Genomic DNA, 23,866 nt, shown 5'->3' with positions numbered 1-23,866 from the left:
TCGGTTTCGTTGCGCTGGAGGTGAAGCATGACGTCGATTTTCTCCATGTCGGCACTTGCCCCGCCGCCCCGTCCGACCAGCGAACTTGACTGTCGCCTTGTTGTTGGACCCGTCACGGGTGATGCAGAGCGTGACATAGAGGTCGAGGTTGGGTCCGACCGTGTCTATTTCTTTATGCTGCTCACCAGTGCATTTTGTTGCCGCTGCGGCTGCTGCCGGTGTCGGTACAGCTATCACCCCGCAAGGGCGAGAGCGGTAATGGCAGCGGGTGCGGCGAAAGTGGATCGAACGAATCTTCGTGCGTCCTCATGTTTGAGCGGAATCTCTGAGTGATCATGTGACCACGTTCTGATCTTGCCGATTGGTGAAGTGGTAGTCAAGGGAGATATTTTGGGCAACTCGGCTGGCGCTTACCGTGAGTTATGGTCCTGACGACCGACCTTCTATCCGAGGGTCGTCGTTCAGTGGGCGATGCCAAGTCGAGACGGTCGGGTGGCGAAGGGCGCCGACTGTATGGGCGGGCTGGCGGCGCTTGCCGCGAAGTACGTGTTTGGCGCTGTCCGGGGGTTCGTGCGCGACGATCCGTCTGGGCGTAAATGATCGGGCTGAGTGTCATACCTGGCGGGTAGGCTCTTGAACAAGATGACAGAGGAACTCTCCCCAGCTGAGCGGTACGCCGCAGCTCGAGCGCGCACCGCCGAGCAGGCCACCGCGCTCGCACCCTTCCGTGAGCTGTACGACTTCGATCTCGACCCGTTCCAGATCGAGGCGTGCAAGGCCCTTGAGTCCGGCAAGGGTGTGCTTGTCGCCGCCCCGACCGGCTCGGGCAAGACGATCGTCGGCGAGTTCGCCGTGCACCTGGCGCTCGCCGAGGGCCGCAAGTGCTTCTACACCACGCCCATCAAGGCGCTGTCCAACCAGAAGTTCCAGGACCTCGTCAGGCGTTACGGCGCCGACAAGGTCGGCCTGCTGACCGGTGACAACAGCGTCAACTCCGATGCCCCGGTGGTCGTCATGACCACCGAGGTCCTGCGGAACATGCTGTACGCGGGCTCGCAGTCGCTGCTCGGGCTCGGCTATGTGGTGATGGACGAGGTGCACTACCTCTCCGACCGCTTCCGCGGAGCCGTGTGGGAAGAGGTGATCATCCACCTCCCCGAGTCGGTGACGCTGGTCTCGCTGTCGGCGACCGTGTCCAACGCCGAGGAGTTCGGCGACTGGCTGGACACCGTTCGCGGTGACACCGCGGTCATCGTCTCCGAGCACCGGCCCGTGCCGCTGTGGCAGCACGTGCTCGCCGGGCGCAAGACGTACGACCTCTTCGAGGAGTCCGACGACGGCAGGGGCGGCAGGCGCGAGGTCAACCCCGACCTGGTGCGCATGGCGCGGACGGAGAACAGCACCACGTTCCACGCGCGTGGCCGCCGCGGCAGGGAGCCGCGCGAGGCCGACCGGGAGCGCGAGCGCAGAGCGCGCGGACGCATCTGGACGCCCGCCAGGCCCGAGGTCATCGAGCGGCTCGACTCCGCCGGACTGCTGCCCGCGATCACCTTCATCTTCAGCCGTGCGGGCTGCGAGGCCGCCGTACAGCAGTGCCTGTTCGCGGGCCTGCGGCTCAACGACGAGGACGGGCGCCGGCGGGTGCGCGAGATCGTCGAGGAGCGCACGGCGTCGATCCCCGACGAGGACCTGCATGTCCTCGGGTACTACGAGTGGCTCGAAGGCCTGGAGCGGGGAATCGCCGCGCACCACGCGGGCATGCTGCCGACCTTCAAGGAGGTCGTCGAGGAGCTGTTCGTCAAGAACCTGGTCAAGGCGGTCTTCGCGACGGAGACCCTCGCGCTCGGCATCAACATGCCCGCCAGATCAGTGGTGTTGGAGAAGCTCGTCAAGTGGAACGGCGAGCAGCACGCCGACATCACACCCGGTGAGTACACCCAGCTGACGGGCCGTGCGGGACGCCGTGGCATCGACGTCGAGGGCCATGCGGTCGTGCTGTGGCAGCGCGGCATGGACCCGGGCGCGCTGGCCGGCCTTGCCGGCACGCGTACCTATCCGCTGCGGTCCAGCTTCAAGCCGTCGTACAACATGGCGGTGAACCTGGTGCAGCAGTTCGGGCAGCACCGCTCGCGTGAACTCCTTGAGACGTCGTTCGCGCAGTTCCAGGCGGACAAGTCGGTCGTCGGGATCTCGAAGCAGGTCCAGAAGAACGAAGAGGGCATCGAGGGCTACCGGGAGGGCATGACCTGCCACCTGGGGGACTTCGACGAGTACGCGCGGATGCGCCGCGAGCTCAAGGACCGTGAGACCGAGCTGGCCAAGCAGGGGGTGGCGCAGCGCAGGGCCGCCGCGGCGAACTCGCTGGAGAAGCTCAAGATCGGTGACGTCATTCATGTGCCGACCGGTAAGTTCGCCGGTCTGGCGCTGGTGCTCGATCCGGGGCTGCCCGCCGGGCGCGCCAACGGGCACCGCGGGATGGAGCACCACGACGGCCCCCGGCCTCTGGTGATCACCGCCGAGCGGCAGGTCAAACGGCTCGCTTCGATCGACTTCCCGGTGCCCGTCGAGCCGCTGGAGCGGATGCGGATCCCCAAGTCCTTCAACGCGCGCAGCCCGCAGTCCCGCCGCGACCTGGCGTCCGCGCTGCGCACCAAGGCCGGGCACATCGATCCCGACCGGCACCGCAAGCCGCGGGCGGTCGCGGCCGACGACCGTGAGATCGCCCGGCTGCGCACGGCCCTGCGGGCGCACCCGTGCCACGGCTGCGACGAGCGCGAGGACCACGCTCGTTGGGCCGAGCGTTTCTACCGGCTGCAGCGGGACACGCGGCAGCTGGAGCGGCGCATCGAGGGCCGGACGAACACCATCGCCCGTACCTTCGACCGGATCTACGCCCTGCTGACCGAGCTCGACTATCTGCGCGGCGACAAGGCCACCGAGCACGGCAAGCGCCTCGCCAGGCTGTACGGCGAGCTCGATCTGCTGGCTTCGGAGTGCCTGCGCGAGGGTGTGTGGGAGGGACTCAGCCCGGCCGAACTGGCCGCGTGCGTCTCGGCCCTGGTCTTCGAGGCGCGGCAGTCGGACGACGCGGTCGCGCCCAAGCTGCCCACCGGTCCCGCGAAGTCCGCCATGGCGGAAATGGTCCGCATCTGGGGCAGGCTCGACGCCCTGGAGGAGGACTTCGAGATCAACCAGACGGAGGGGGTCGGGCAGCGCGAACCTGACCTCGGCTTCGCCTGGGCGGTGTTCATGTGGGCCTCAGGGAAGGGGCTCGACGAAGTGCTGCGCGAGGCCGAGATGCCGGCCGGCGACTTCGTCCGCTGGTGCAAGCAGGTCATCGATGTGCTGGGCCAGGTCGCGGCGGCAGCGCCGCACGACGGCAGTACGGTCGCGAAGAACGCTCGCAAGGCCGTCGAAGCCGTGCTGCGCGGCGTCGTCGCGTACTCGTCGGTGGGCTGAGGCCGACCGGAAGTTGCGGAACGCCGGTGCACCGTCCCTCTTTTCGGGGGCGGCGCACCGGCGTTTTTGTCCGGAGGCGGGCGTCAACCAGCCATCCGGCCGGTGGAGTTGTCCACAGGGGCTGGTGGCGTGTCGGACCCGTCGGCTTCGATGGGGTCAGTCGCGCGCAGCACCCACTGCGCGCCATCCGAGCAGGGGAGACCCCAACATGACCACGGACGCCGGTGCGGCCGTCGACGTACAGCCGCAGGAGTACCGGACCGTGCCGGGGCCGCGCGGGCTGCCGTTCCTCGGCAACCTGGCGCAGTTCGGTAAGAACCCGCTGGCCTTCTTCGAGCGGCTGCGGAGGTACGGGGACCTGGTGCGGTGGCGGTTCGGCCGCACGCCGTGTCTGTTTGTCGCCGATCCGCAGCTCGTCGGTGAGCTGATCACCGAGGTCGAGCGGAGCTTCGACCAGCCCGAACTGGGCATCGCCTTCCGGACGTTGATGGGCAATGGGGTGATCGTGGCCCGTGGCCCCGACTGGCGGGGCAAGCGGTCGTTGGTGCAGCCTTCGGTCCGCCCCAAGCAGGTACGGTCCTACGCGACCACCATGACGGAGTGCGCCGTTGAGCTCGCGGACGGCTGGTCGGACGGTGAACGCGTCGACATCAAGCGCGAGATGGCCGTCCTGACCCAGCGGATCGCCGTACGCACCGTCTTCGGCGCGGGCACCGCGGCCGACGCCGAGGCGATCGGCCGGGCGATGGATGTGGCGCAGCAGGAGATAGGCGCGGAGTTCAGCGGGATCGGCGCCCTGCTGCCCGACTGGGTGCCGACGCCGGGGCGGGCCCGTATCAACCGGGCCGCAGCGGTCATCGACGCGGAGGTCGCCCAGGTGGTCGAGCGGCACCGGAGCGGCGACGGCGAACGGCCCGACCTGCTGAGCCGGCTGCTCGCCGCGCAGGACGAGACCGGAGCCCGCCTCTCGGACGACGAGATCCGCGACGAGACCGTCACCCTGTACATCGCCGGGCACGAGACGACCAGCAGCACGCTGGTGTGTGCCTGGTATCTGCTCGCGCGCGATCCGCGGGTGCGGGCGGCACTGGCCGAGGAGCTGGAGCGGGTGCTCGGCGAGATCCGCGGCGCGCAGCACGCGCCCGTCGTACCCGGGCAGCGGCACATGGAGCGGGCCGGTCCACCGTTCCGGGACGGCCGAGGCGCCGTACACCGCGCCCGCGAGGCCGCCCGTGACCGCCGCCACCGTGTCCGTTCCCCACCCAGGTCGATCGCGGCGCACAGCGCGTCCTCGAGCCGCCGGTCGTGCGCAGCGCCCACAGCGCGGAGCCCAGGCACGGCCAGACCGCGCCGTTGAACTCGGTGGCGTCGTCCGGATGCCAGCCCGGCGCGAGCACGGTGGACCACCGGGCGCGGTGAATCCGGGTGGACGCGCGCGAGAGCGCCCTGGACGGCGGCGAGCGGACCGGCGCCGTCCAGGGCGACTCGTACCAAGTCGTGGAAGATCGCGGTGCCTTCCCAGGCCGCGCGATCCCCGTGGGTGAGGGCCGCGATGCTCCGGGCGGCGCCCATCGTGGCTTCCTGGCCCGCACCGGCGAAGTACACGGCGGAGGTGGCGGCCCGCATCAGCGAACGGTTGCCCGCGGGCCGCCCGTTGAGCTGGAAATGCGGCGCGGTCGCGAAGTCCCACGGCTCGCCGTTGGTCAGGACGTCCTCCGTCTGGAGCCCGATGTCCTTGGGTCGCCGGCGGCCCAGCGCTGGAACCGCCGGAAGACGTCCGGCAGTCGCAGACCGTCGCACTCCAGCAGGGACTCTCCGACGAGCACCGCCATCTGTGTGTCGTCGGTGGCCTCGCCGGGGTCCCAGCCGCCGCCCCCGCACATCGTGGCGACGCCGTCGGGGAAGCGCTCGGAGAGCGCACCCGCGAGTCCGAACTCGAAGGGCGCGCCCAGCGCGTCCCCGACCGCCGAACCGACGACTGTCCCCACCACCCGGCCCGCCCGGTCCGTCAGGTTCACCGGGCAGGCGTAAGGGGGATGGGGCAGCGATGCGTCGCGGGCCGGTTGCTCCGGCATCAAGGCCGCTTCGGCCTGATGGCTGGGCGTCGGCTACTACTTGGGCATCAGGACGGTGTCGATGATGTGAACCGTGGCGTTGGCGGTGGGGACGTTGCCGCAGACGACCTTGGAGGTGTCGTTCACGGTGTAGGACTCGCCCGAGCCTGCAGTGGCCAGGGTGCTCTTCTCGAGGGTGGGGTAGGTGCCCTTCTCGAGCTGCTTGGGAGCGAGCTTCTCACCGACGACGTGGTAGGTGAGGATCTTGGTGAGGGTGGCCTTGTCGGCGAGGACCTTGTCCAGGTCGGCCTTCGGGATCTTCGCGAAGGCGGCGTTGGTCGGCGCGAACACCGTGATGTTCTTGGCGTTGTTCAGCGTGTCGACCAGGCCGGCCTTCTTGACGGCGGTGACCAGGGTGGACAGCTCGGGGTTGTTCGACGCTGCGGTGGCGACCGGGTCCTTGGCCATGCCGTCGAAGCTGCCGGCGCCGTCGGCCGGGACACCCGCACAGGCGGGGCCGAAGGGCTTGTCCGTCATGGCGGCGTCGTCGGCGGGGGGAGTCGACTTCTCCTCGGCGGCCGTCGGGGTGGAGTCGGCCTTGGTGTCCTTGCCGTCGTCGCTGGAGCAGGCCGTCAGCGACAGCGGAAGAACTGCGGCGCCGACGACGGCGAGGGCGATGCGCTGGAAGCGAGTGGTGTTCATGACGTACTCCTTGAGGGGGTGGTGTGTGTACGGAACGTGAGGTGCGGTGGCGCGTGGCCGGTGGGCCTATGTCACGGGGGACCACCTGCTGCCGGCCCGCACCTGTACCTCGCTCGTGCCGTGCGGCGAGCGGGTGTCCGGCTGGTCGGCCGGTCGCCCTGCGAGGACGGCTTCGCGCCGGTCCTCGCGCATCGGAAGTCCCCGGCTGATCCGCCCGGAGCGGCGGGGCGGACACGCGCCGGGCGCGCGGTCCTGCCCGGGGCGCCGCCCCGTGCTGCCGGAACTTCCTGATCTTGGCTCACACCCGTTATTCGGGGCCGGGCCGCCCTCGGATTGGTCGTTCCCTCGAAGGAATTACTTCTCGTACCACCGAGCGAATAATTCGCCCGTGGCGTCAGCCCAGTCCGCGTGCCTGCTCGAACCTGCTCCGGCCGTCCGCGAGGTCCACGATCGGCTCCGGATAGCCGAGGCGGGCGCGGTCGGGCGCGGGGAGCTTCCACGGCTGGTGGACGGCCGCACCCGCGAGCTCGGCCAGCTCGGGAACCCAGCGTCGTACGTAGTCGCCGCGGGGGTCGAAGCGCTTGGCCTGGGTGAGCGGATTGAGGATGCGGTTGGGGCGGGTGTCGGTGCCGGTGCCCGCCGCCCACTGCCAGTTGAGCTGGTTGTTCGCCAGGTCCCCGTCCACCAGGAGGCCCAGGAAGTGGCGGGCGCCAATCCGCCAGTCCACATACAGGGTCTTGGTCAGGAAGCTCGCCACCAGCAGCCGGCCCCGGTTGTGCATCCAGCCCTCGTGCAGCAACTGGCGCATGGCCGCGTCCACCACCGGATACCCGGTGCGGCCCTCCTGCCAGGCGGAGATCTCGTCCTTGTCCGCACGCCAGTGGTCGCCGCGTGTGCGGTAGTCGGCCCAAGAGGCGGCCGGGCGGGCCGCGAGGACCTGGTGGTGGAAGTCCCGCCAGGCCAGCTGCCGTACGAAGGCATCCGCGCCAGGGCCGCCCTTGCTCCGCGCCCGGTGGACCAGCTCGGCCGCCGACAGGCACCCGAAGTGGAGGTAGGGCGATAGCCGCGAAGTGGCGTCGCCGGGCAGGTCGTCGTGGCGCTCCTCGTACGCCGTGACGGCGTCCGCCAGCCAGCCGCGCAGCAGGGCCCGGCCCTGGCGCTCACCGCCCAGCACCAGCCCCGGGGAGACCCCGGTGACGGCGTCGCGTGGGGGCAGCGGGCGGCCGGCGATCTCCGGGACCCGCACGGTGCGCGGAGCGGCCAGGGTCTCGCGTGTCCCGGCCGCCTCCCACTTGCGGAAGTACGGCGTGAACACGGCGAAGTGGTCACGGCCCGCCGGGGTGACCTGCCCCGGCGGCAGCGCCGTGATCACGGCGTCGTGCACAAGGAGCGCGCACCGCAGGGGCTCCAGGGCGGTGCGCAGTGCCTCCTCCCGGCGCAGCGCGTAGCCGCTCACGCCCGCCGCGACGTGCACCTCCCGCGCCCCGCTCTCCGTCACCACCCGGCAGACCTGCTCCACCACGTCGCCCGCCCGGACCACCAGCCGCCCGCCCCGCTCGCGCAGCGCGCCGTCCAGGCCGGCCAGGCAATCGGCCAGGAAGGCGCTGCGGTTGGGGGCGTCGAAGCCCGCCTTGCGCACGCCCGGGTCCAGGACGAAGAGGGGGACGACCTCGTCCGCTGCGCGCAGGCCGGCCCGCAGTACCGGCTGGTCGTGCACGCGCAGATCGGAGGTGAAGAGCACCACGGCGACACTCATGAGGGGTTCCTTTTCGTTCTTCGCGCTGTTCTGCCGTGCCGCTCCGCAGCCCGGACGGCTGGTTACGCGGGGAAGTTCATCAGGGCCAGCGGATCGGAGGTCGGTTCGGGCGAGCCTCCCGCGGGCTCGACCGTGATGCCCATGCCGGAGGCCGCGTCGACGGGCCCGTCCATCAGCACGCCGCCGGAGGAGGACGCGAGGTCCATCAGACCGGCCGAGCGCATGGTGCCCTTGTCGTTGAACCACAGCTGGTAGACCTTGCCGCTGGGCGGCTTGGGCATCCCGGAGGCCAGGAAGGCCGCCTTGTTGCGGTCGCGTGAGACGACCACGGTGCCGGTCGCACCGTCCGTCAGCTTTCCGGTGCTGACCTTGGCGTCCGGCGCGGCGAGCACCGTGGCCAGTGCCTCGGCCTGGCGCTGCGACTGCTGGGCCTGGGTTTGTGCGTCACGGGCCTCCTGGTTCTGCCACACCGCGATCCCCCCGAACGAGGCGGCAGCGGCCAGACAGGCGGCCAGTGCGAAGCGGGGCAGCACGCGCGCCCGGCGTGCGCCGGTCGCCGGGACGGGCCTCGGGACTCTGGGGGGCTCCTGGCGCTCGGTGGAGATCTGCCGCATCACCTGGCCCTTGAGCGTGGCGGGTGGCGTCCGGGTCATGGCCAGACCCAGTCGGGCCGCCGTGGCGGTCAGTTCGGCGACCTCCTGGGCGCAGGCCGGGCAGTCCTCCAGGTGCCGCTCGAATTCCGTGCGCTCATCGGGAGCCAGTGCGTGCAGCGCGTAGGCGCCGGTCAGCGTATGCAGTTCCGCCGTGCTCATGTGCTGACCCCCAGGCAGTCGCGCAGCCGGATGAGTCCGTCGCGCAGTCGTGTCTTGACCGTGCCGAGTGGTACGGCCAGTAGTTCGGCGACTTCCCTGTAGGCCAGCCCCCGGTAATAAGCGAGCGTCACCGACTGCCGTTGCAGTTCGGTGAGAGTACGCAGACAGCGCCGCACCTGTTCACGTTCGAGGCGGCTCTCGACCTCTTCGGTGACCTCGTCGAACGCCGGCGTGCGGTCCAGCAGCGCCGCCCGGTGCTCCCGGTCCGACGATGCCTGGGCCGAGCGCACCCGGTCCACGGCTCGCCGGTGGGCGAGGGTGAGCACCCAGGTCATGGCGGAGCCCCTGGTGGGCTGGAAGCGGGCGGCGGTCCGCCACAGCTCGATCAGCACCTCCTGGGTGACTTCCTCCGACTGGGCGGGGTCGCGGAGCACGGCGCGCACCAGGCCCATGACGGGCCCGGAGACCGCGTCGTAGACCTCGCTGAAGGCATCGCGGTCACCGCGGGCCACCATGCCGAGCAATTCCTGCAGATCAGGCCCCGCCGAGGCGATGCCCCCGATGTGCACGGCTTCTTTCACGCGACGTTCCTCCAGGTGTGGACCAGGCCCAGGACGGGCTTCACGACGTATTCGGAGCCGCGGCTGCCTTGGATTGGTCCGGGTCCGGATTGTTGTGGAGATGGTTCCACAGCGCATGGAAACGGCGCTGTATCGCCTCGACGCGCGGGATGGCGCAGACGGACGAGCCCGCCCGTCTGCACGGCGACGAACGGACCCCCGGCTGAGCAGCCGGGGGTCCGTGGGTGGGCGGGTGCGCCGGGTCAGGCCGCGCTCTCCTGCTCGCGCTCCACCTGCTCGTTCCACTCGCGCTTCGCCGCGCGCCAGGCGTCGTCGTCCTGGCCCAGGCGCCAGTAGCCGGAGATGGAGAGCCGCTCGCGCGGGATCGCCCGGTCGATGCGCAGATGGCTGCGGAGGTCCTTCACGAAGCCCGCCTCACCGTGCACGAACGCCTGGACGTCCCCCGCGGGGAAGTCGAGACCGCGCACGGCGGCGATCAGGCTGTCGCCCACCGGGCTGTCGCCGCGGTGCAGCCAGGTGACCTCGACGCCGTCGGGCGTGACGATCTTCTGCTCCTCCTCGGCGTTCGCCACCTCCACGAAGGCGCGCACCACAGCTCCGGCGCGCATCCGCTCCAGCGAAGCGGCGATCGCGGGCAGCGCACTCTCGTCGCCGACCAGCAGGTGCCAGTCGGCAGCCGCGTCCGGGACGTAGCCGCCGCCGGGGCCGAGGAAACGTACCGTCTCGCCGGGCCGGACCAGCGCGGCCCACGGCCCCGCCAGGCCCTCGTCGCCGTGCACCACGAAGTCGACGGCCAGCTCGCGCGCGGTCGCGTCCCAGCTCCGCACGGTGTACGCACGGGTGGCCGGCCACTGCTCCGACGGGAACTCCTCCCGGATGCGGGCCATGTCGAAGGGCTCCGGGTAGGTCACGTCCGCGGCCGGGAAGAGCACCTTGATGTAGTGGTCGGTGAACTCGCCCACGGTGAAGCCGGCCAGGCCCTCACCGCCGAGGACGACCCGCACCATGTGCGGGGTGATCCGCTCGGTGCGCGTCACCTGTGCCTCGTGAACCTGCGGTGTCTTGCGGGCCGGTCGTTCTGCCACGGTGGTTCTCCCCTGACGCTGGTCTGGTTAGGCTTGCCTAAGTTAGCACTCTAGTTCCGCAGAGTGGAGAGCAGCCGCTTCAGGGCGCCGCCGAGCCCCCACCGGTCCGCCAGCGCGTCGAGCAGCTCCGGATCGAGCGGCTCGGACGGCAGCGCCGGGTCGAACTCGGGCAGCGGCACGTCGGAAGCCACGCGCACGACCTTGGGCGCGACCGCGACATAGTCCCGCGACTCGTCCAGCCGCTTGCGCTGCGACGGTGTCAGCCTCGACGCCGGGTCACCGACGGCGGTCATGATCCCGGCCAGGTCCCCGTACGCGTCGAGCAGCTTGGCCGCGGTCTTCTCGCCGATACCGGGGACGCCGGGCAGTCCGTCGCTCGGGTCGCCGCGCAGCAGCGCGAAGTCGACGTACCCCGACGCGTTCACCGCGTACTTCTCACGGAGCCACGCCTCGTCGGTGATCTGGAGCTCGCCGACCCCCTTGAGCGGGTAGAGCACCCGCACCCCGCGGGCGTCGTCGACCAGCTGATAGAGGTCGCGGTCGCCGGTGACGATGTCCACCGGCCCCGTCGCGCGACCCGCGAGCGTGCCGATCACATCGTCCGCCTCGTACGAAGCGACACCGACCCGGGCGATGCCGACAGCGTCGAGCACCGCCTCGATGATCGGCACCTGCGGTGCGAGCGTGTCCGGGGTGGCCTCTTCGTCGGGGCCCGTCTCGGTCTCCACGGCCACCCGGTGCGCCTTGTAGGACGGGATCAGCTCGACCCGCCACTGCGGCCGCCAGTCGGCGTCCATGCAGGCCACGAGGTCGTCGGGGTGGTGGTCCTGAACGAGCCGGGTGATGAAGTCGAGCAGTCCGCGCACGGCGTTGACGGGCGTGCCGTCGGGGGCGCGGACGGTGTCGGGAACCCCGAAATAGGCCCGGTAGTAGAGGGAAGCGGTGTCGAGGAGCATCAGGCGTCGCGTCACCCTCCGATGATGCCGTACGCGACACAAGAGGCGACGGCGTGAAGTGGATCACTCTTGTGTTTGGCCTGTGTAAGCACGGGCAGGTGCCGCGTCGGAGCGGACCCCATTTTGGTTTCAACTTCTTGATGGGTGAAACGGGCCGAATCCGTGCCGCTCGACGGCCCGCCGACCGGGGGTGATGGGCCGTTTTCAGTTCAACGCGTGAGGTGTATGTGTCCAGGCTGCAGGCTGAGCACTTGTACAAGGTGTTCGGCAAACGACCCGAAGACGCGGTTCGGAAGCTCGAAAGTGGAGCCGACCGTGACGAGCTGCGGGCCGAGGGTACGACCGCCGCGGTGATCGACGCCACGTTCACCGTGGAGCCAGGGCAGATATTCGTTGTCATGGGTCTGTCCGGATCAGGCAAGTCCACGTTGCTGCGCATGCTCAACGGACTGCTCGAGCCGACCGCCGGACGGGTGCTCTTCGACGACCAGGACCTCACCGCGCTGAGCCCGTCGGAGCTGCGCGGCGTTCGTTCTTCGAAGATCAGCATGGTCTTCCAGCACTTCGCGCTGTTCCCGCACCGCAGTGTCCTGGAGAACGTCGGCTACGGCCTCGAAGTACAGGGCATACCCCGCGAGGAGCGCCTGAAGCGCGCCACCGAGGCCCTGGAACTCGCCGGCCTCAAGGGCTGGGAGAAGTCCTGGCCCGACGAGCTGTCCGGCGGGATGCAGCAGCGCGTGGGCCTCGCCCGCGCGCTGGCCACCGACGCCGACCTGCTGCTCATGGACGAGTCGTTCAGCGCCCTCGACCCGCTGATCCGCCGTGACATGCAGGACCAGCTCCTCGAACTCCAGAAGCGGCTGAAGAAGACCATCGTCTTCATCACCCACGACCTCAACGAGGCCATGCGCCTCGGCGACCGCATCGCGGTCATGCGCGACGGGCGAATAGTCCAGATGGGCACCGCCGAGGACATCCTCGTCACCCCCGCCAACGACTATGTCGCCTCCTTCACCCAGGACGTGGACCGCTCCAGGGTCCTCACCGCGGGCGCCATCATGGCCGACCCCGACACCGCCTTCGGTACGAAGACCGACGAGGGCGTGGAGCTGCGTACCGCCGATGACGTCCTGAAGGCCGCGGCCGCCACCGTCACCGCGGACACCCCGATCATCGAACTCTTCACCCCCTGCTCCGCCAGCAGCGCGCCTGTCGCCGTCATCGACGCCGAGGGCAGGCTGACCGGCGTCGTACCGCGGTCGCGGCTGCTCGCCGTACTGGGGGAGCCGATGACTCCGAGCGACGCGCCGAAGGCCGCCGCCGAGACCGTCGTCCCCATGAGCGTCAACTCCGTGAGCAAGGTGATCGCCGGTGCCTAGGTTCCCCCTGGGTGAGTGGGTCGACAGTGGTGTCGAGTGGCTCATCGAGAACTTCACCTGGCTGTTCGACGCGATCACCGCTGTCGTCGGCGGCCTGCACGACGCCGTGTCCGGCGCGCTCACCGCGCCCGAGCCGCTGCTCCTCGCCGGAATCTTCGCCGTCATCGCCTGGTGGCTGCGCGGCCTGACCGCCGGTGTGCTGGCCTTCGCCGGATTCGCGCTGATCGACTCGGTCGAACTGTGGGACGACGCGATGTCGACCCTGTCGCTCGTACTCGTCTCCACCGTGATCATCCTGGCGATCTCGATTCCGCTCGGCATCTGGTCCTCGCGGTCCAAGACCGTCAGCGCCGTGACCCGGCCCGTCATGGACTTCATGCAGACCATGCCGGCCATGGTGTATCTGATCCCCGGCGTCATCTTCTTCGGCGTCGGCGCGGTCCCCGGCATCGTCGCGACGATCATCTTCGCGCTGCCCCCCGGCGTCCGGATGACCGAGCTCGGCATCCGCCAGGTCGACGGTGATCTGGTCGAGGCCGCCGAGGCCTTCGGCACGACGCCGCGCAACACCCTGCTGCGCGTCCAGCTCCCGCTCGCCCTGCCGACGATCATGGCCGGCATCAACCAGGTCATCATGCTGGGCCTGTCCATGGTGGTCATCGCCGGCATGGTCGGCGGCGGCGGCCTCGGTGGCGCCGTCTACCGGGCGCTCGGCAACATCGACGTGGGTCTCGGCTTCGAAGCCGGCCTGTCCATCGTCATCATGGCCATGTACCTCGACCGGATGACCGGTGCGCTCGGCAACCAGGTCTCCCCGCTCGGCCGACGCGCGCTCGCCAAGGAGCAGGCCCTGTCCAGCGGTTCGAAGATCTGGAGCTACCGGCCGCAGCCGGTCGTCGCCATCGCGGGCGTTGTCATTCTCGCGCTGGTCGCGGGCGGCATGGGCCTCTTCGGCGGCTCCTCCACCAAGTCCGTCGCCGACTCCTCGAACGTCGGCCAGGGCAAGAAGATCTCCATGGGCTACATCCCGTGGGACGAGGGCATCGCCTCCACCTTCCTCTGGAAGGAAATGCTGGAGCAGCGCGGCTATGAGGTCGACACCAAGCAGTACGAGGCCGGCTCGCTCTACACCGGCCAGGCGGCCGGCCAGATTGACCTGCAGACGGACTCGTGGCTGCCGGTCACCCACGAGAAGTACTGGAAGAAGTACCAGGACAAGCTCGAGGACATGGGCCCGTGGTTCGGCCCGACCTCGCTGGAGCTGAGCGTCCCCTCGTACGTGAAGGGCGTCGACTCCCTCGCGGACCTCAAGGGCAAGTCCGGCAAGTTCCAGGGCAAAATCATCGGCATTGAGCCGAGCGCCGGAATGATGGGGCTCCTCAAGGACAAGGTCCTCAAGGACTACGGCCTGGAGGGTGAGTTCGAGGTCATCGACGGCTCCACGCCCGCGATGCTGGCCGAGCTGAAGCGCGCGTACGCCAAGAAGGAACCCATCGTCACCACGCTGTGGTCGCCGCACTGGGCGTACAGCGACTTCGACCTGAAGAAGCTCAAGGACCCCAAGGGCAGCTGGGGCAAGGGCGACGGTGTGCACACCCTGGCGCGCAAGGGCTTCTCCCAGGAGAACCCCGCGGTCGCCAAGTGGATCAAGAACTTCAAGATGACCGAGAAGCAGCTCACGGACCTTGAATCGAAGATCCAGACGACCGGCAAGGGCAAGGAGCAGGAGGCCGTCCGCGCCTGGCTCAAAGACAACCCGGACCTCCTCGACAAGTGGGTCCCGGTCGCCAAGACGCCCAAGGCCGCGAACGGCAAGGACGAGCGCGACCGCGCCGTCGGGATGGCCTGGTTCCCCTGGGAGGAGGACATCGCCGCCACGTACCTGTGGAAGGCGGTGCTGGAGGAGCGCGGCTACAAGATCAACCTCAAGCAGTTCGAGGTCGGTCCGATGTACGCGGCGATGTCACGCGGCCAGCTCGACGTCCAGCTGGACGGCTGGCTGCCGTACACGCAGAAGAACTACTGGGACAAGTACGGCGACAAGCTGACCGACATCGGGTCCTGGTACGGGCCGACATCGATCGAGGTCGCCGTCCCCTCGTACGTCAAGGACGTCAAGACGCTCGAGGACCTCAAGGGCAAGGGCGACAAGTTCAAGGGCCGGATCATCGGCATCGAGCCCGGCACCGCGACGATGGAGAACCTCAAGACCAACGTCCTGCCCGGCTACGGCCTGGACAAGGAGTACAAGGTCGTCGACGGCTCCACGCCCGGCATGCTGGCCGAGCTGAAGCGCTCGTACGCCAAGAAGGAGCCCGTCGCGGTGCTCCTGTGGACCCCGCACTGGGCGTACAACGAGTTCAAGATGACCAAGCTCAAGGACTCGAAGAAGCTCTTCGGCGAAGGTGACCGGCTGCACATCATCGGCAACAAGGAGTTCCCGAAGAACTACCCGCGGCTGACGGAGTGGTTCAAGAAGTTCAAGCTGTCCGAGGAGCAGCTCGGCGGCCTGGAGAACGAGATCCGGAAGCGCGGCGCAGGGCACGAGGAAGAAGCCGTGAAGGCCTGGATGAAGGAAAATCCGGGCATCGCGGAGAAGATGACGCCGGCGGCCGGCTGACCGTTCGCCGCCGTACGCGACACCACCGAGGGGTGGCATCACCACAGGGTGATGCCACCCCTCGCGTTCTTTGTCCCGCCCGACGGGGAAAACCTTCCCTGACGTATGTACGAAACCGTCGCGTGAAGCTGCGTAGGCTTCACTCAGCCGGTTCGGACCGCGAGCCAGGGAGGGAGCCGGAGCGATGGACGACAAGGAAACCCTTCGGGTCGGTACGGCCGTCCGGAGGCGTCGCAAAGCCCTGGAACTCACCCTTGCCACGGTCTCGGCCCGCAGTGGACTGTCGGTGCCGTTCCTCAGCCAGGTCGAGAACGAGCGGGCCCGCCCCAGCACGCGCTCACTGGAGCGGGTGGCCGAGGCGCTGAAGACCACGGTGGGCGACCTGATCGCGGCGGCCGACTCGGGGCTCATGGTCGATGTCGTACGGGCCACCGACGACGTCGGGGACTCCGACGGGGTGCGGTGCGTGGTGCGCGGCCGGCATCAGCTGAAGGCCACCGAGTACACCGGCGAACAGGACGCCCGCCGCGAATTTCAGCACCACGGCGACGAGCTGATGTACATCGCCGACGGCGCCGCCGAGGTGGAGGCGGAAGGCCGGGCGTACCTGCTGGAGCGCGGCGACACGCTCTTCCTGTCCGGCGGCGTACGGCACCGCTGGCGCGCCACCGAGCCGGGCACCCGCATCCTGATCGTCGCGGCGGCCGGCACCGTCGGCCACAGCGGCTGACCGGGCCGCCGTGCGCGTCGTCTCGCTGGTGCCGTCGCTGACCGAGGCCGTGGCCGTGAGCGCGCCGGGGCTGCTCGTCGGCGCCACCGACTGGTGCAGCCACCCGGCGGAGCTGGATGTCGTACGCATCGGGGGCACCAAGAACCCGGACGTCGAAGCGATCGTGCGGCTCGCCCCCGACCTCGTCATCGCCAACGAGGAGGAGAACCGGGAGCCGGATCTCGCCGCGCTGCGGCAGGCGGGCCTCACGGTCATGGTCACCGTCGTCCGCGACCTGCCGGAGGCCCTGACGGAGCTGGAACGGGTCCTGGTCGAAGGCTGCCGGCTGCGCTCCCGCCCGGCCTGGCTCGACGCCGCCGGGGAGGCGTGGGGCGAAGCGGCCCCCGCGCGGCGGCTGACGGCGGTCGTGCCGATCTGGCGCAGGCCGTGGATGGTCCTGGGCCGCGACACCTTCGCCGGGGACCTGCTGGCCCGCCTCGGCGTCGACCACCGCTACGCCGGGCACGTCGAGCGCTATCCGCGCATCCCGCTCGACGAGCTGCGCGCGGCCGGGGCCGACCTGGTGGTGCTGCCGGACGAGCCCTACCGCTTCACGGCCGACGACGGGCCCGAGGCCTTCCCCGGGCTGCCCGCGGCGCTCGTCAGCGGCCGGCACCTCACGTGGTACGGGCCGTCATTGGCCGAAGCACCGGCGGTGCTGCGAGCAGCGCTCCGCCGAGCAGACCGCGCAGCGTACGGACCGAAGCCACCGCCCACGCCGTGACGAGCGCGGCATACAGCGCGACGGCCAGCCAGGTGAAGGCGTCGAGCCCGGTGTGGCGGGCGAGCCCCGCGGCGCCCGTCACGCAGGTACCGACGGGGAAGGTGAAGGCCCACCACGTCATCGCGAAGGTCATTCCGTCGCGGACCGCGCGGACCACCAGAGCGACGGCGAGCGCCAGCCACAGCAGCGCGAACCCCATCACCGGCACGCCGTAGAGCACGGCGAACGCGCCGAGTGCGTGCGCGTACGGCGCCCCTATCGCGCCCGGTGCGACATCCGCGAGCGTGTTGACGGCCGTGGTCGACTGACCGAGGGGCCCCAGGACGAGAAAGAGCGTCGGTGTCAGGACGAGCGGCAGCGGGCCGTGATGGACGAGGCGGGAGAAGATCAGCGGCAGCATCAGCAGCGTGGCCAGCAGGCTGAGCCCGAACATCGCGTAACAGGCCAGCAGCATCGCCTCGCGCCACTGCCCCTCGGGCAGATGCGGGATCAGCTGCGGGCCGAGCGCGGCGGAAACCATCGGCGAGACCACCGGCAGCAGCCACACCGGTGAGGCGGCGGCGGGGTCGACCCGGTGACGTACGACCATGAGGTACGGGATCGCGACGGCGGCGGCCAGGCCGACGGCCGTTCCCGCGCACCACAGCGCCGCGGCGGCCGCCAGGGCCGCTCCGGCGCCGACGACTTCCCCGCCGACCGCCGCCGTACCGCCGCCGACCGCGAGCAGCGCCATCGCCAGACACCCGTAGAACGGGGCGACGGCCGGGTCGAGGAGGTGCGTCCTGGCCTGGTCGCCGTGGTGGGCCCAGTGGCCGGCGCGGGCCGCGAGGAGGGCCATGAGCATCAGGACGGACAGCGCCCAGACCATCGTGTACGCCGCGCGCAGACCGGGTGCGTCGACGGGCAGCGCGGCGCCGGCGTTGGCGACGACGGCGGTGCCCATGACGGTGGCGTACCAGTTGGGGCCGAGATGGCGCAGGGCCGGGCGGCGCGGGCGGGTGGCCGTGAGGAGGGGGTGGGGCTGCGCGGAGATGGCCATACGACCACCCTCCTCGGCGGGAGCGGCCCCCACCAGGGACGATTCTTGTATGGGGTCATAAGCTGGTTTTATGACTCACCCAGGCTTCGGCGAATACCAGGACTTCGGTGACGCGATGGGCTCGGAGCCGGAGCCGGGCTCGGAGTCGGGTTCGGGTTCGGAGGTGGGGGCGGGTTCGGCTCCCGGTCCCGGCTCGGACATGGGATCAGGATCCGCCCGCGGTCCCGGCTCGGCTCCTGCTCTCGGGTCGGGTCCCGGTCCCGGCTCAGGGCTCGGCCACGGCCACGGCCACGGTCCCGGGAGTGCTCGGCCTCCGTCCGCATCGGCGGACGGGGCGGACAACCACCCGGGCTCCGGCGACCGGCCGCCGCTCGCGCACCGGGTGCCCGATCTCGGCTCCATGGAGCTGCTGCTCGCCGTCGCCCGGCTCGGCAGCCTCGGGCGGGCGGCGCGCGAGCTCGGCATCACCCAGCCCGCCGCGAGCAGCCGTATCCGCTCGATGGAACGCCGGCTCGGCGTCGCCCTGGTGGACCGCTCACCCCGCGGCTCCCGGCTCACCGACGCGGGCGCCCTCGTCACCGACTGGGCCCGGCAGGTCGTGGAGGCGGCCGAGGCCTTCGACGCGGGCGCGCAGGCGCTGCGCGGACGGCGGGACTCGCGGCTGCGGGTCGCGGCCAGCATGACGATCGCCGAGTACCTGCTGCCCGGCTGGCTGATCGCCCTGAGCGGCCAGCGCCCCGGCACCGCGGTCTCGCTGCTCGCTGGCAACTCCGCGGCGGTCGCGCAGCGGCTGCTGAGCGGCGAGGCCGATCTGGGCTTCGTCGAGGGCCTGGCCGTGCCGGACGGGCTCGACGGCGTCGTCATCGGCCACGACCGGCTCGTGGTGGTCGCGGCACCGACCCACCCCTGGGCCCGGCGCCGCCGCCCGGTGGCCGCGCGGGAACTGGCCGAGGCTCATCTCATCCTCCGCGAACGCGGCTCGGGCACCCGCCAGGTCCTGGACGCCGCCCTGGCCGGGCACGGCGGCCTCGCCGACCCCCTCCTGGAACTCTCCTCCACCACCGCGGTGAAGGCCGCCGCGGTCAGCGGCGCGGGCCCCAGCGTGCTGAGCGAGCTCGCGCTGGGGGAGGAGCTCGCCTCGCGCCGCCTCGTCAAGATCCCGGTCGATGGCGTCCGGCTCAGCCGTGACCTGCGCGCGGTCTGGCCGACCGGGCCCCGCCCCACGGGCCCCGCCCGCGACCTGCTGTCGCTCACCCGCCCGGCAAGGGAGGGCGGCTGACCGTTTGCCACCGCCCCGAGCGGTTACCCGCAGGCCATGACTGAAGACGACAACACCAAGACCACCTTTTCCAGTGCCGCCGCGAAGGTCGACGCCGACGCCGCGGTCTCGAAGGCCAAGGACGCCGCAGGAAAGGCTATGGAAGCGGCCGAGAGCGCGAAGCTGTCCGGACTGAAGGGTGTCCAGGCGGGCCGCCACGCCCTGGAGTCGGCGTCGGGCAAGGTCGCGTCGACCGCGACCACCGCGTGGACGGTGATTCAGACCCGCAAGGCGTTCGTGGCGGGCGCCGGTGCGGGCGTGGTGGCCATCGGCGCCGCGTCGTTCGCGGCGGGCCGCAAGCTGGAGCAGCGCAACCGGGGCCCGATCACCCGCCTCCTCGCCGGCCGCATCTGACCTGGCTCGGGGCCGCGCGCGTACGCCCGTGGGCGTTCGCGTACCGGCAGTACGACATGGGCGGGCAGGCGCGAGCGAATGCACGGGCCCTGCCCGCCCCGTCGTGGTTTCGGGGCAGATCCCGCGTAGACCGGAGGAGCCGACCCGCGCCATGTTCCGTGGTCAAGCACCCGCGTGGCCCCGCACCCGTGCGACGTACCCCCGTGACCGCGCAAGCCAAGTCAGGGGACGAGCCAAGTCATGGGCCGAGCCGCGTGACCGTACGAGCTGCATGGCGTGACGGGCCGAGCCCCGTGACCGTACGAGTCACGTGACCCAACCACCCGCCCCTCCCTCACCGCACCGCAGCCGCCGCGATGTTGCGGGCCATCCCGCCGAACACCACGCCGTGGAACGGCGCTACGCTCCACCAGTACGCGTGCCCCGCCAGCCCGTGCGGATGGAACAGCGCCCGCTGCCGGTACACCGTCCGGCCCTTCTCGTCCGTCTCGACCCGCAGTTCCAGCCAGGCCAGCCCCGGCACCCGCATTTCCGCCCGCAGCCTGAGCAGCCGGCCCTGCTCGACCTCCTCCACGCGCCAGAAGTCGAGCGAGTCGCCCACGCGCAGCCGGGACGCGTCCCGGCGGCCGCGGCGCAGCCCGACGCCCCCGACCAGGCGGTCCAGCCAGCCCCGTACGGCCCAGGCGAGCGGGAAGGAGTACCAGCCGTTCTCGCCGCCGATGCCCTCGACCACTCGCCACAGCTTCTCGGGCGACGCGTCGACGGTCTGCTCACGGGAGTCCGTGTAGAGGCTGCCGCCCGCCCAGTCGGGGTCGGTGGGCAACGGGTCGCTCGGCGCGTGGGCCACCGACGCGGAGGACCAGCGGGTGGTGATATCCGCCTCCTGCACGCGCTTGAGGGCCAGCTCGACCGCCCGGTCGAAGCCGATCGCACCGCCCGGCGGCTCGGGAACGTACTGCGCGATGTCGTTCTCGTGGCACACCACCTCGTGGCGCAACGACTCGGCCAGTGGGCGCGCGATGGAGCTGGGTACGGGCGTCACCAGCCCCACCCAGTGGCTGGAGAGCGCCGGTGTGAGCACCGGAATGGGGAAGATCAGCCTGCGCGGCAGCCCGGCCGCGCGCGCGTACCGCTGCATCATGTCGCGGTAGGTGAGGACGTCGGGACCGCCGAGGTCGAACGTCCGGTTCACCTCCGACGGCAGTCGCGCACAGCCCACCAGGCAGCGCAGCACGTCGCGGACGGCGACGGGCTGGATCCGGGTCCGTACCCAGCTGGGTGTCACCATCAGCGGCAGCCGCTCCGTCAGATACCGCAGCATCTCGAAGGACGCCGAGCCCGACCCGAGAATGACCGCGGCCCGCAGTACGACGGTCGGCACCCCGGAGTCAAGCAGGATCCGGCCCACCTCGGTCCGGGAGCGCAGATGCGGGGACAGCTCGCGCTCCGGGATCCGGGCCGGGGTGAGCCCGCCCAGATAGACGACGCGCCGCACGCCGGCCGCCCGCGCTTCCTCCGCGAAGACCTTGGCCGCCCTGCGGTCCGTGTCCTCGAAGCCGCGGCCGGTGCCGAGCGCGTGCACCAGGTAGTACGCGACGTCGATGCCCTTGAGCGCACTGGCCGTCGACTCCGCGTCGGTCACATCTCCGCGTACGGTCTCCACCTGCCCGGCCCACGGGAAGTCCCGCAGCTTCTCCGGAGTGCGGGCCATGCAACGCACCTGGTGCCCGGCCCCGAGCAGCTCGGGCACCAGCCGCCCGCCGATGTATCCGCTCGCTCCGGTCACCAGACACCGCAAGGGCGCCTGCGCCTCGTCCGTCGTCACGCCGGTTTCCCTCCTGCCGTCGGACTCGCTCGTACCTCTCCACTGTGGCGGTTGGAATGGGTGTGCGGGTCGATGGCGCGGCCGGAGGAGTGGTGCAGGTTGTCGGTCAGGGCGTGGGCCGGCCGTTCGTGGCTGCCGTGACCAGGGCCTGCATCACCCGTAGGTCCTCGCCCATCTCCGGGTGCCACTGGACGCCGAGGACCCAGGCGGCGCCGGGCAGTTCGACGGCCTCGGGGGTGCCGTCCGTCGCGTACGCCGACACCACCAGGCCGTCGCCGGGCCGGTCGGCGGCCTGATGGTGGTACGTCGGTACGTCGCAGTCCCTCGGCACGATCGACGCGTACAGCGTGCCCGGCACCGGCCGCACGGTGTGCGTGCCCAGGACGCCGACGGACGCGATGTGGCCCTCCAGATGCTGGACGAGCGTGCCGCCGAGGGCGACATTGAGCAGCTGCATGCCCCGGCAGATCCCGAGCAGCGGGGTACCGGACGCCAACGCGGCCTCGATCAGGGCGAGTTCCCAGGCGTCTCGCTCCCGTGCGGGCGGCCCGGTACGCGGGTGGCGCTCGGCTCCGTACCGTACGGGCTCGATATCGGGCCCGCCCGCGACGACGACCGCGTCCAGCCGGGCCACCACCTCTGCGGCCGACGCGGTCTCGTCGGGCGGCAGCATCACCGCGATCGCGCCCGCCGCCTGTACGAGCCGGGGGTACCCGGCGGGCAGTAGGGCGGCGGGCAGGTCCCACACGCCCCACTTGGCGGACGGTTCCAGATAGGTGCTGATGCCGATCAGCGGCTTGGGGGCGGGCACGTGCACGGTCCTCCGGTCGTTCGTGGGTCAGTCGTGGGTCACTTGCGTTCGAGTTCGGCCTCGGCCGCGGCCAGCGCCGCGAACTCCTCCTCGGGAGCCGCCGCCACCAGCCGGTGCCGGCTGTAGAACGCGAAGTAGGCGAGAGCGACGGCGTAGACGCCGAGTGCGATGAACGCCGCGTCCTTGTCCACCAGGAACGTCGCCACCAGCGCGGACAGCGCCAGGACGAAGGCCACCGAAGAGGTGACAATGCCACCGGGTGTGCGGTACGGGCGAGGCAGTTCGGGCTCCCGGCGGCGCAGCACGATGTGCGACAGGGCCATCAGGGCGTACGAGATCGTCGCCCCGAAGACGGCGACGTTGAGCATCCGCCCGCCGTTGCCCGATCCGGCGGCAAGGGCGAAGCCGATCGCACCGGGGATGAGCAGCCCGAGGTAAGGGGCCTTGCGGCGGCTCGTCAGAGACAGGAAGCGGGGCAGATATCCGGCCCGGGAGAGCGCGAACAGTTGCCTGGACCCCGCGTAGATCAGCGAGAAGAAGGAGGCGACGAGACCCGCCAGGCCCGCGTAGTTCACGAACCGGCTGAGCGCCGTGGGATCGCCGTCGCCCTGGAGCGCCACGACCAGCGGATTGCCCGCGTCCTGGATGGCCGCCGAGCCGCGCGCACCGGTCGCGGCGAAGAACGTGACCAGGGCGAGCAGCGCCAGCACGGCCATGGAGATCGACAGGGCGCGCGGCATCGAGCGCACCGGGTCCTTTGCCTCCTCGGCGGCCAGCGGCACCCCCTCGACGCCAAGGAAGAACCACATGCCGAAGGGGAAGGCGGACCAGATGCCCAGCAGGCCGAAAGGCAGCCAGGAGTTGGAGCCGAAGGCTTCCTTGTCGACCGGGATGTCATTGAGGTTGGAGCCGCTGAACTCGGTGAACGCGCCGACCGCGAAGATCAGCAGCGCGGCCACCGCGATGGCGGTGACCACCAGGCTGAAGCGCAGCGCCTCGCCGACGCCCCACAGATGGATGCCGATGAAGATCGCGAAGCAGGCGAGATAGACGGGCCAGCCCGCGTCGAGGCCGAAAAGATTGAGCGACTCGACGTAGTCGCCGATGAAGATGGAGATGGCGGCCGGCGCCAGGATGTACTCGATGAGGATCGCCGTGCCGGTCAGGAAGCCGCCCCAGGTGCCCAGCGCGCGCCGGGCGAAGCCGTAGCCGCCGCCCGCGGTGGGCAGGATCGCGGACAGCTCCGCGAGCGCGAAGACCAGACAGGCGTACATCACGCCCATCAGGAGGGTGGCGATCGCGAGCCCGCCGAAGCCGCCCTCGGCAAGACCGATGTTCCAGCCCGAGAAGTCACCGGAGACGACGTACGCGACTCCGAGACCGGTGAGCAGCAGCCAGCCGGCGCTGCCGCGGCGCAGCGCGCGCCGCTTCAGGTAGAGGGCGTCGGGGGAGTCCCCGGAGCCGGCCGAGGATGCGGACGGTGGGGTACGCGATTCGGTGCTCTCGGCCATGAGCCGCTCCTGCCTCGGGTGCAATGGTGGGATGCCATACCTTTGTGGTTCGGCTGGTCCCAGCGCAAGACCTGTGCGTTAACCCGCTGTTACGGATGTCGCGGACGTGGC

The 23,866-nt window shown here is 70.6% G+C and carries 17 protein-coding genes and 2 pseudogenes; 8 read left to right on the top strand and 11 right to left on the bottom strand.

Annotated elements, in window-relative coordinates:
- The first annotated feature begins 642 nt into the window (after positions 1 to 642).
- Positions 643 to 3,459 carry a DEAD/DEAH box helicase gene (locus QMK30_RS17190; protein WP_283518992.1) on the top strand — a complete coding sequence of 939 codons (2,817 nt, stop codon included), beginning with the start codon at positions 643 to 645 and terminating at the stop codon, positions 3,457 to 3,459.
- Positions 3,460 to 3,667: 208 nt separating this feature from the next.
- Positions 3,668 to 4,579, top strand: a pseudogene (locus QMK30_RS17185) (cytochrome P450); the annotation flags it as partial.
- A 93-nt stretch (positions 4,580 to 4,672) separates the two neighbouring features.
- Here the strand turns inward: QMK30_RS17185 and QMK30_RS38475 are convergent.
- The 7 genes and pseudogenes from QMK30_RS38475 to QMK30_RS17150 all read right to left on the bottom strand — a co-directional run.
- Positions 4,673 to 5,534 (bottom strand): annotated as a pseudogene (locus tag QMK30_RS38475) (ADP-ribosylglycohydrolase family protein); the annotation flags it as partial.
- A gap of 36 nt (positions 5,535 to 5,570) precedes the next feature.
- Positions 5,571 to 6,215: a fasciclin domain-containing protein gene (locus tag QMK30_RS17175; RefSeq protein WP_283518989.1), complete on the bottom strand. Its 645-nt coding sequence runs from the start codon at positions 6,213 to 6,215 to the stop codon at positions 5,571 to 5,573.
- A gap of 394 nt (positions 6,216 to 6,609) precedes the next feature.
- Positions 6,610 to 7,971, bottom strand: a complete 1,362-nt coding sequence (locus tag QMK30_RS17170) for a cryptochrome/photolyase family protein (RefSeq protein ID WP_283518988.1) — start codon at positions 7,969 to 7,971, stop codon at positions 6,610 to 6,612.
- A gap of 62 nt (positions 7,972 to 8,033) precedes the next feature.
- Entirely contained in the window at positions 8,034 to 8,783 is a 750-nt protein-coding gene (locus QMK30_RS17165) for an anti-sigma factor (protein WP_283518987.1), read from the bottom strand.
- Complete coding sequence (locus QMK30_RS17160) at positions 8,780 to 9,364, bottom strand: sigma-70 family RNA polymerase sigma factor (protein WP_283518986.1); 585 nt, start codon at positions 9,362 to 9,364, stop codon at positions 8,780 to 8,782. Before QMK30_RS17160 ends, QMK30_RS17165 begins: the two co-directional genes overlap by 4 nt.
- 242 nt (positions 9,365 to 9,606) lie before the next feature.
- The gene (locus tag QMK30_RS17155) at positions 9,607 to 10,449 is read right to left on the bottom strand and encodes a siderophore-interacting protein (protein ID WP_283518985.1); all 843 of its coding nucleotides are present in this window, start codon (positions 10,447 to 10,449) and stop codon (positions 9,607 to 9,609) included.
- A gap of 50 nt (positions 10,450 to 10,499) precedes the next feature.
- Entirely contained in the window at positions 10,500 to 11,420 is a 921-nt protein-coding gene (locus QMK30_RS17150; RefSeq protein ID WP_283518984.1) for a 5'-3' exonuclease, read from the bottom strand.
- Between the two features lie 212 nt (positions 11,421 to 11,632).
- Here QMK30_RS17150 and QMK30_RS17145 point away from each other — a divergent pair, with 212 nt between their 5' ends.
- The 4 genes from QMK30_RS17145 (at position 11,633) to QMK30_RS17130 (ending at position 16,897) form a co-directional block, all read left to right on the top strand.
- The gene (locus QMK30_RS17145; RefSeq protein ID WP_283518983.1) at positions 11,633 to 12,784 is read left to right on the top strand and encodes a quaternary amine ABC transporter ATP-binding protein; all 1,152 of its coding nucleotides are present in this window, start codon (positions 11,633 to 11,635) and stop codon (positions 12,782 to 12,784) included.
- Positions 12,777 to 15,404 (top strand): ABC transporter permease/substrate binding protein, encoded by a 2,628-nt coding sequence (locus QMK30_RS17140; RefSeq protein WP_283518982.1) that lies wholly within the window; start codon positions 12,777 to 12,779, stop codon positions 15,402 to 15,404. Before QMK30_RS17145 ends, QMK30_RS17140 begins: the two co-directional genes overlap by 8 nt.
- A 184-nt stretch (positions 15,405 to 15,588) precedes the next feature.
- Positions 15,589 to 16,134, top strand: coding sequence for a helix-turn-helix domain-containing protein (locus tag QMK30_RS17135; RefSeq protein ID WP_283518981.1), 546 nt, complete (start codon positions 15,589 to 15,591; stop codon positions 16,132 to 16,134).
- Positions 16,135 to 16,144: 10 nt separating this feature from the next.
- Positions 16,145 to 16,897, top strand: coding sequence for a helical backbone metal receptor (locus QMK30_RS17130; protein WP_283518980.1), 753 nt, complete (start codon positions 16,145 to 16,147; stop codon positions 16,895 to 16,897).
- On the opposite strand, the gene QMK30_RS17125 is transcribed toward QMK30_RS17130, so the two are convergent.
- Entirely contained in the window at positions 16,791 to 17,936 is a 1,146-nt protein-coding gene (locus tag QMK30_RS17125) for a TDT family transporter (protein WP_283518979.1), read from the bottom strand. The genes QMK30_RS17130 and QMK30_RS17125 overlap by 107 nt on opposite strands.
- Before the next feature lie 400 nt (positions 17,937 to 18,336).
- Here QMK30_RS17125 and QMK30_RS17120 point away from each other — a divergent pair, with 400 nt between their 5' ends.
- Positions 18,337 to 19,215 carry a LysR family transcriptional regulator gene (locus QMK30_RS17120; protein WP_283519135.1) on the top strand — a complete coding sequence of 293 codons (879 nt, stop codon included), beginning with the start codon at positions 18,337 to 18,339 and terminating at the stop codon, positions 19,213 to 19,215.
- Positions 19,216 to 19,251: 36 nt separating this feature from the next.
- Positions 19,252 to 19,608 (top strand): hypothetical protein, encoded by a 357-nt coding sequence (locus QMK30_RS17115; RefSeq protein ID WP_283518978.1) that lies wholly within the window; start codon positions 19,252 to 19,254, stop codon positions 19,606 to 19,608.
- A 334-nt stretch (positions 19,609 to 19,942) separates the two neighbouring features.
- On the opposite strand, the gene QMK30_RS17110 is transcribed toward QMK30_RS17115, so the two are convergent.
- The 3 genes from QMK30_RS17110 to eat all read right to left on the bottom strand — a co-directional run bounded on the left by QMK30_RS17110 (position 19,943) and on the right by eat (position 23,755).
- A complete protein-coding gene (locus QMK30_RS17110) occupies positions 19,943 to 21,433 on the bottom strand; it encodes an SDR family oxidoreductase (protein ID WP_283518977.1) in 1,491 nt (496 codons plus the stop codon).
- Between the two features lie 106 nt (positions 21,434 to 21,539).
- Entirely contained in the window at positions 21,540 to 22,244 is a 705-nt protein-coding gene (locus tag QMK30_RS17105; RefSeq protein WP_283518976.1) for a gamma-glutamyl-gamma-aminobutyrate hydrolase family protein, read from the bottom strand.
- A gap of 38 nt (positions 22,245 to 22,282) precedes the next feature.
- Positions 22,283 to 23,755 (bottom strand): ethanolamine permease, encoded by a 1,473-nt coding sequence (eat, locus tag QMK30_RS17100; protein ID WP_283518975.1) that lies wholly within the window; start codon positions 23,753 to 23,755, stop codon positions 22,283 to 22,285.
- Positions 23,756 to 23,866: the final 111 nt, after the last annotated feature.

Source organism: Streptomyces sp. H27-C3, assembly GCF_030063415.1.
GTDB lineage: Bacteria > Actinomycetota > Actinomycetes > Streptomycetales > Streptomycetaceae > Streptomyces.
Note: the sequence above shows the minus strand (reverse complement) of the source record. Positions and strands in the feature narration are given on the sequence as shown.

Coding starts and splice junctions, on each gene's coding strand:
- QMK30_RS17190 (WP_283518992.1), top strand. CDS start 643: ATGACAGAGGAACTCTCCCCAGCTGAGCGGTACGCCGCAGCTCGAGCG.
- QMK30_RS17175 (WP_283518989.1), bottom strand. CDS start 6,215: ATGAACACCACTCGCTTCCAGCGCATCGCCCTCGCCGTCGTCGGCGCC.
- QMK30_RS17170 (WP_283518988.1), bottom strand. CDS start 7,971: ATGAGTGTCGCCGTGGTGCTCTTCACCTCCGATCTGCGCGTGCACGAC.
- QMK30_RS17165 (WP_283518987.1), bottom strand. CDS start 8,783: ATGAGCACGGCGGAACTGCATACGCTGACCGGCGCCTACGCGCTGCAC.
- QMK30_RS17135 (WP_283518981.1), top strand. CDS start 15,589: ATGGACGACAAGGAAACCCTTCGGGTCGGTACGGCCGTCCGGAGGCGT.
- QMK30_RS17125 (WP_283518979.1), bottom strand. CDS start 17,936: ATGGCCATCTCCGCGCAGCCCCACCCCCTCCTCACGGCCACCCGCCCG.
- QMK30_RS17120 (WP_283519135.1), top strand. CDS start 18,337: ATGGAGCTGCTGCTCGCCGTCGCCCGGCTCGGCAGCCTCGGGCGGGCG.
- QMK30_RS17115 (WP_283518978.1), top strand. CDS start 19,252: ATGACTGAAGACGACAACACCAAGACCACCTTTTCCAGTGCCGCCGCG.
- eat (WP_283518975.1), bottom strand. CDS start 23,755: ATGGCCGAGAGCACCGAATCGCGTACCCCACCGTCCGCATCCTCGGCC.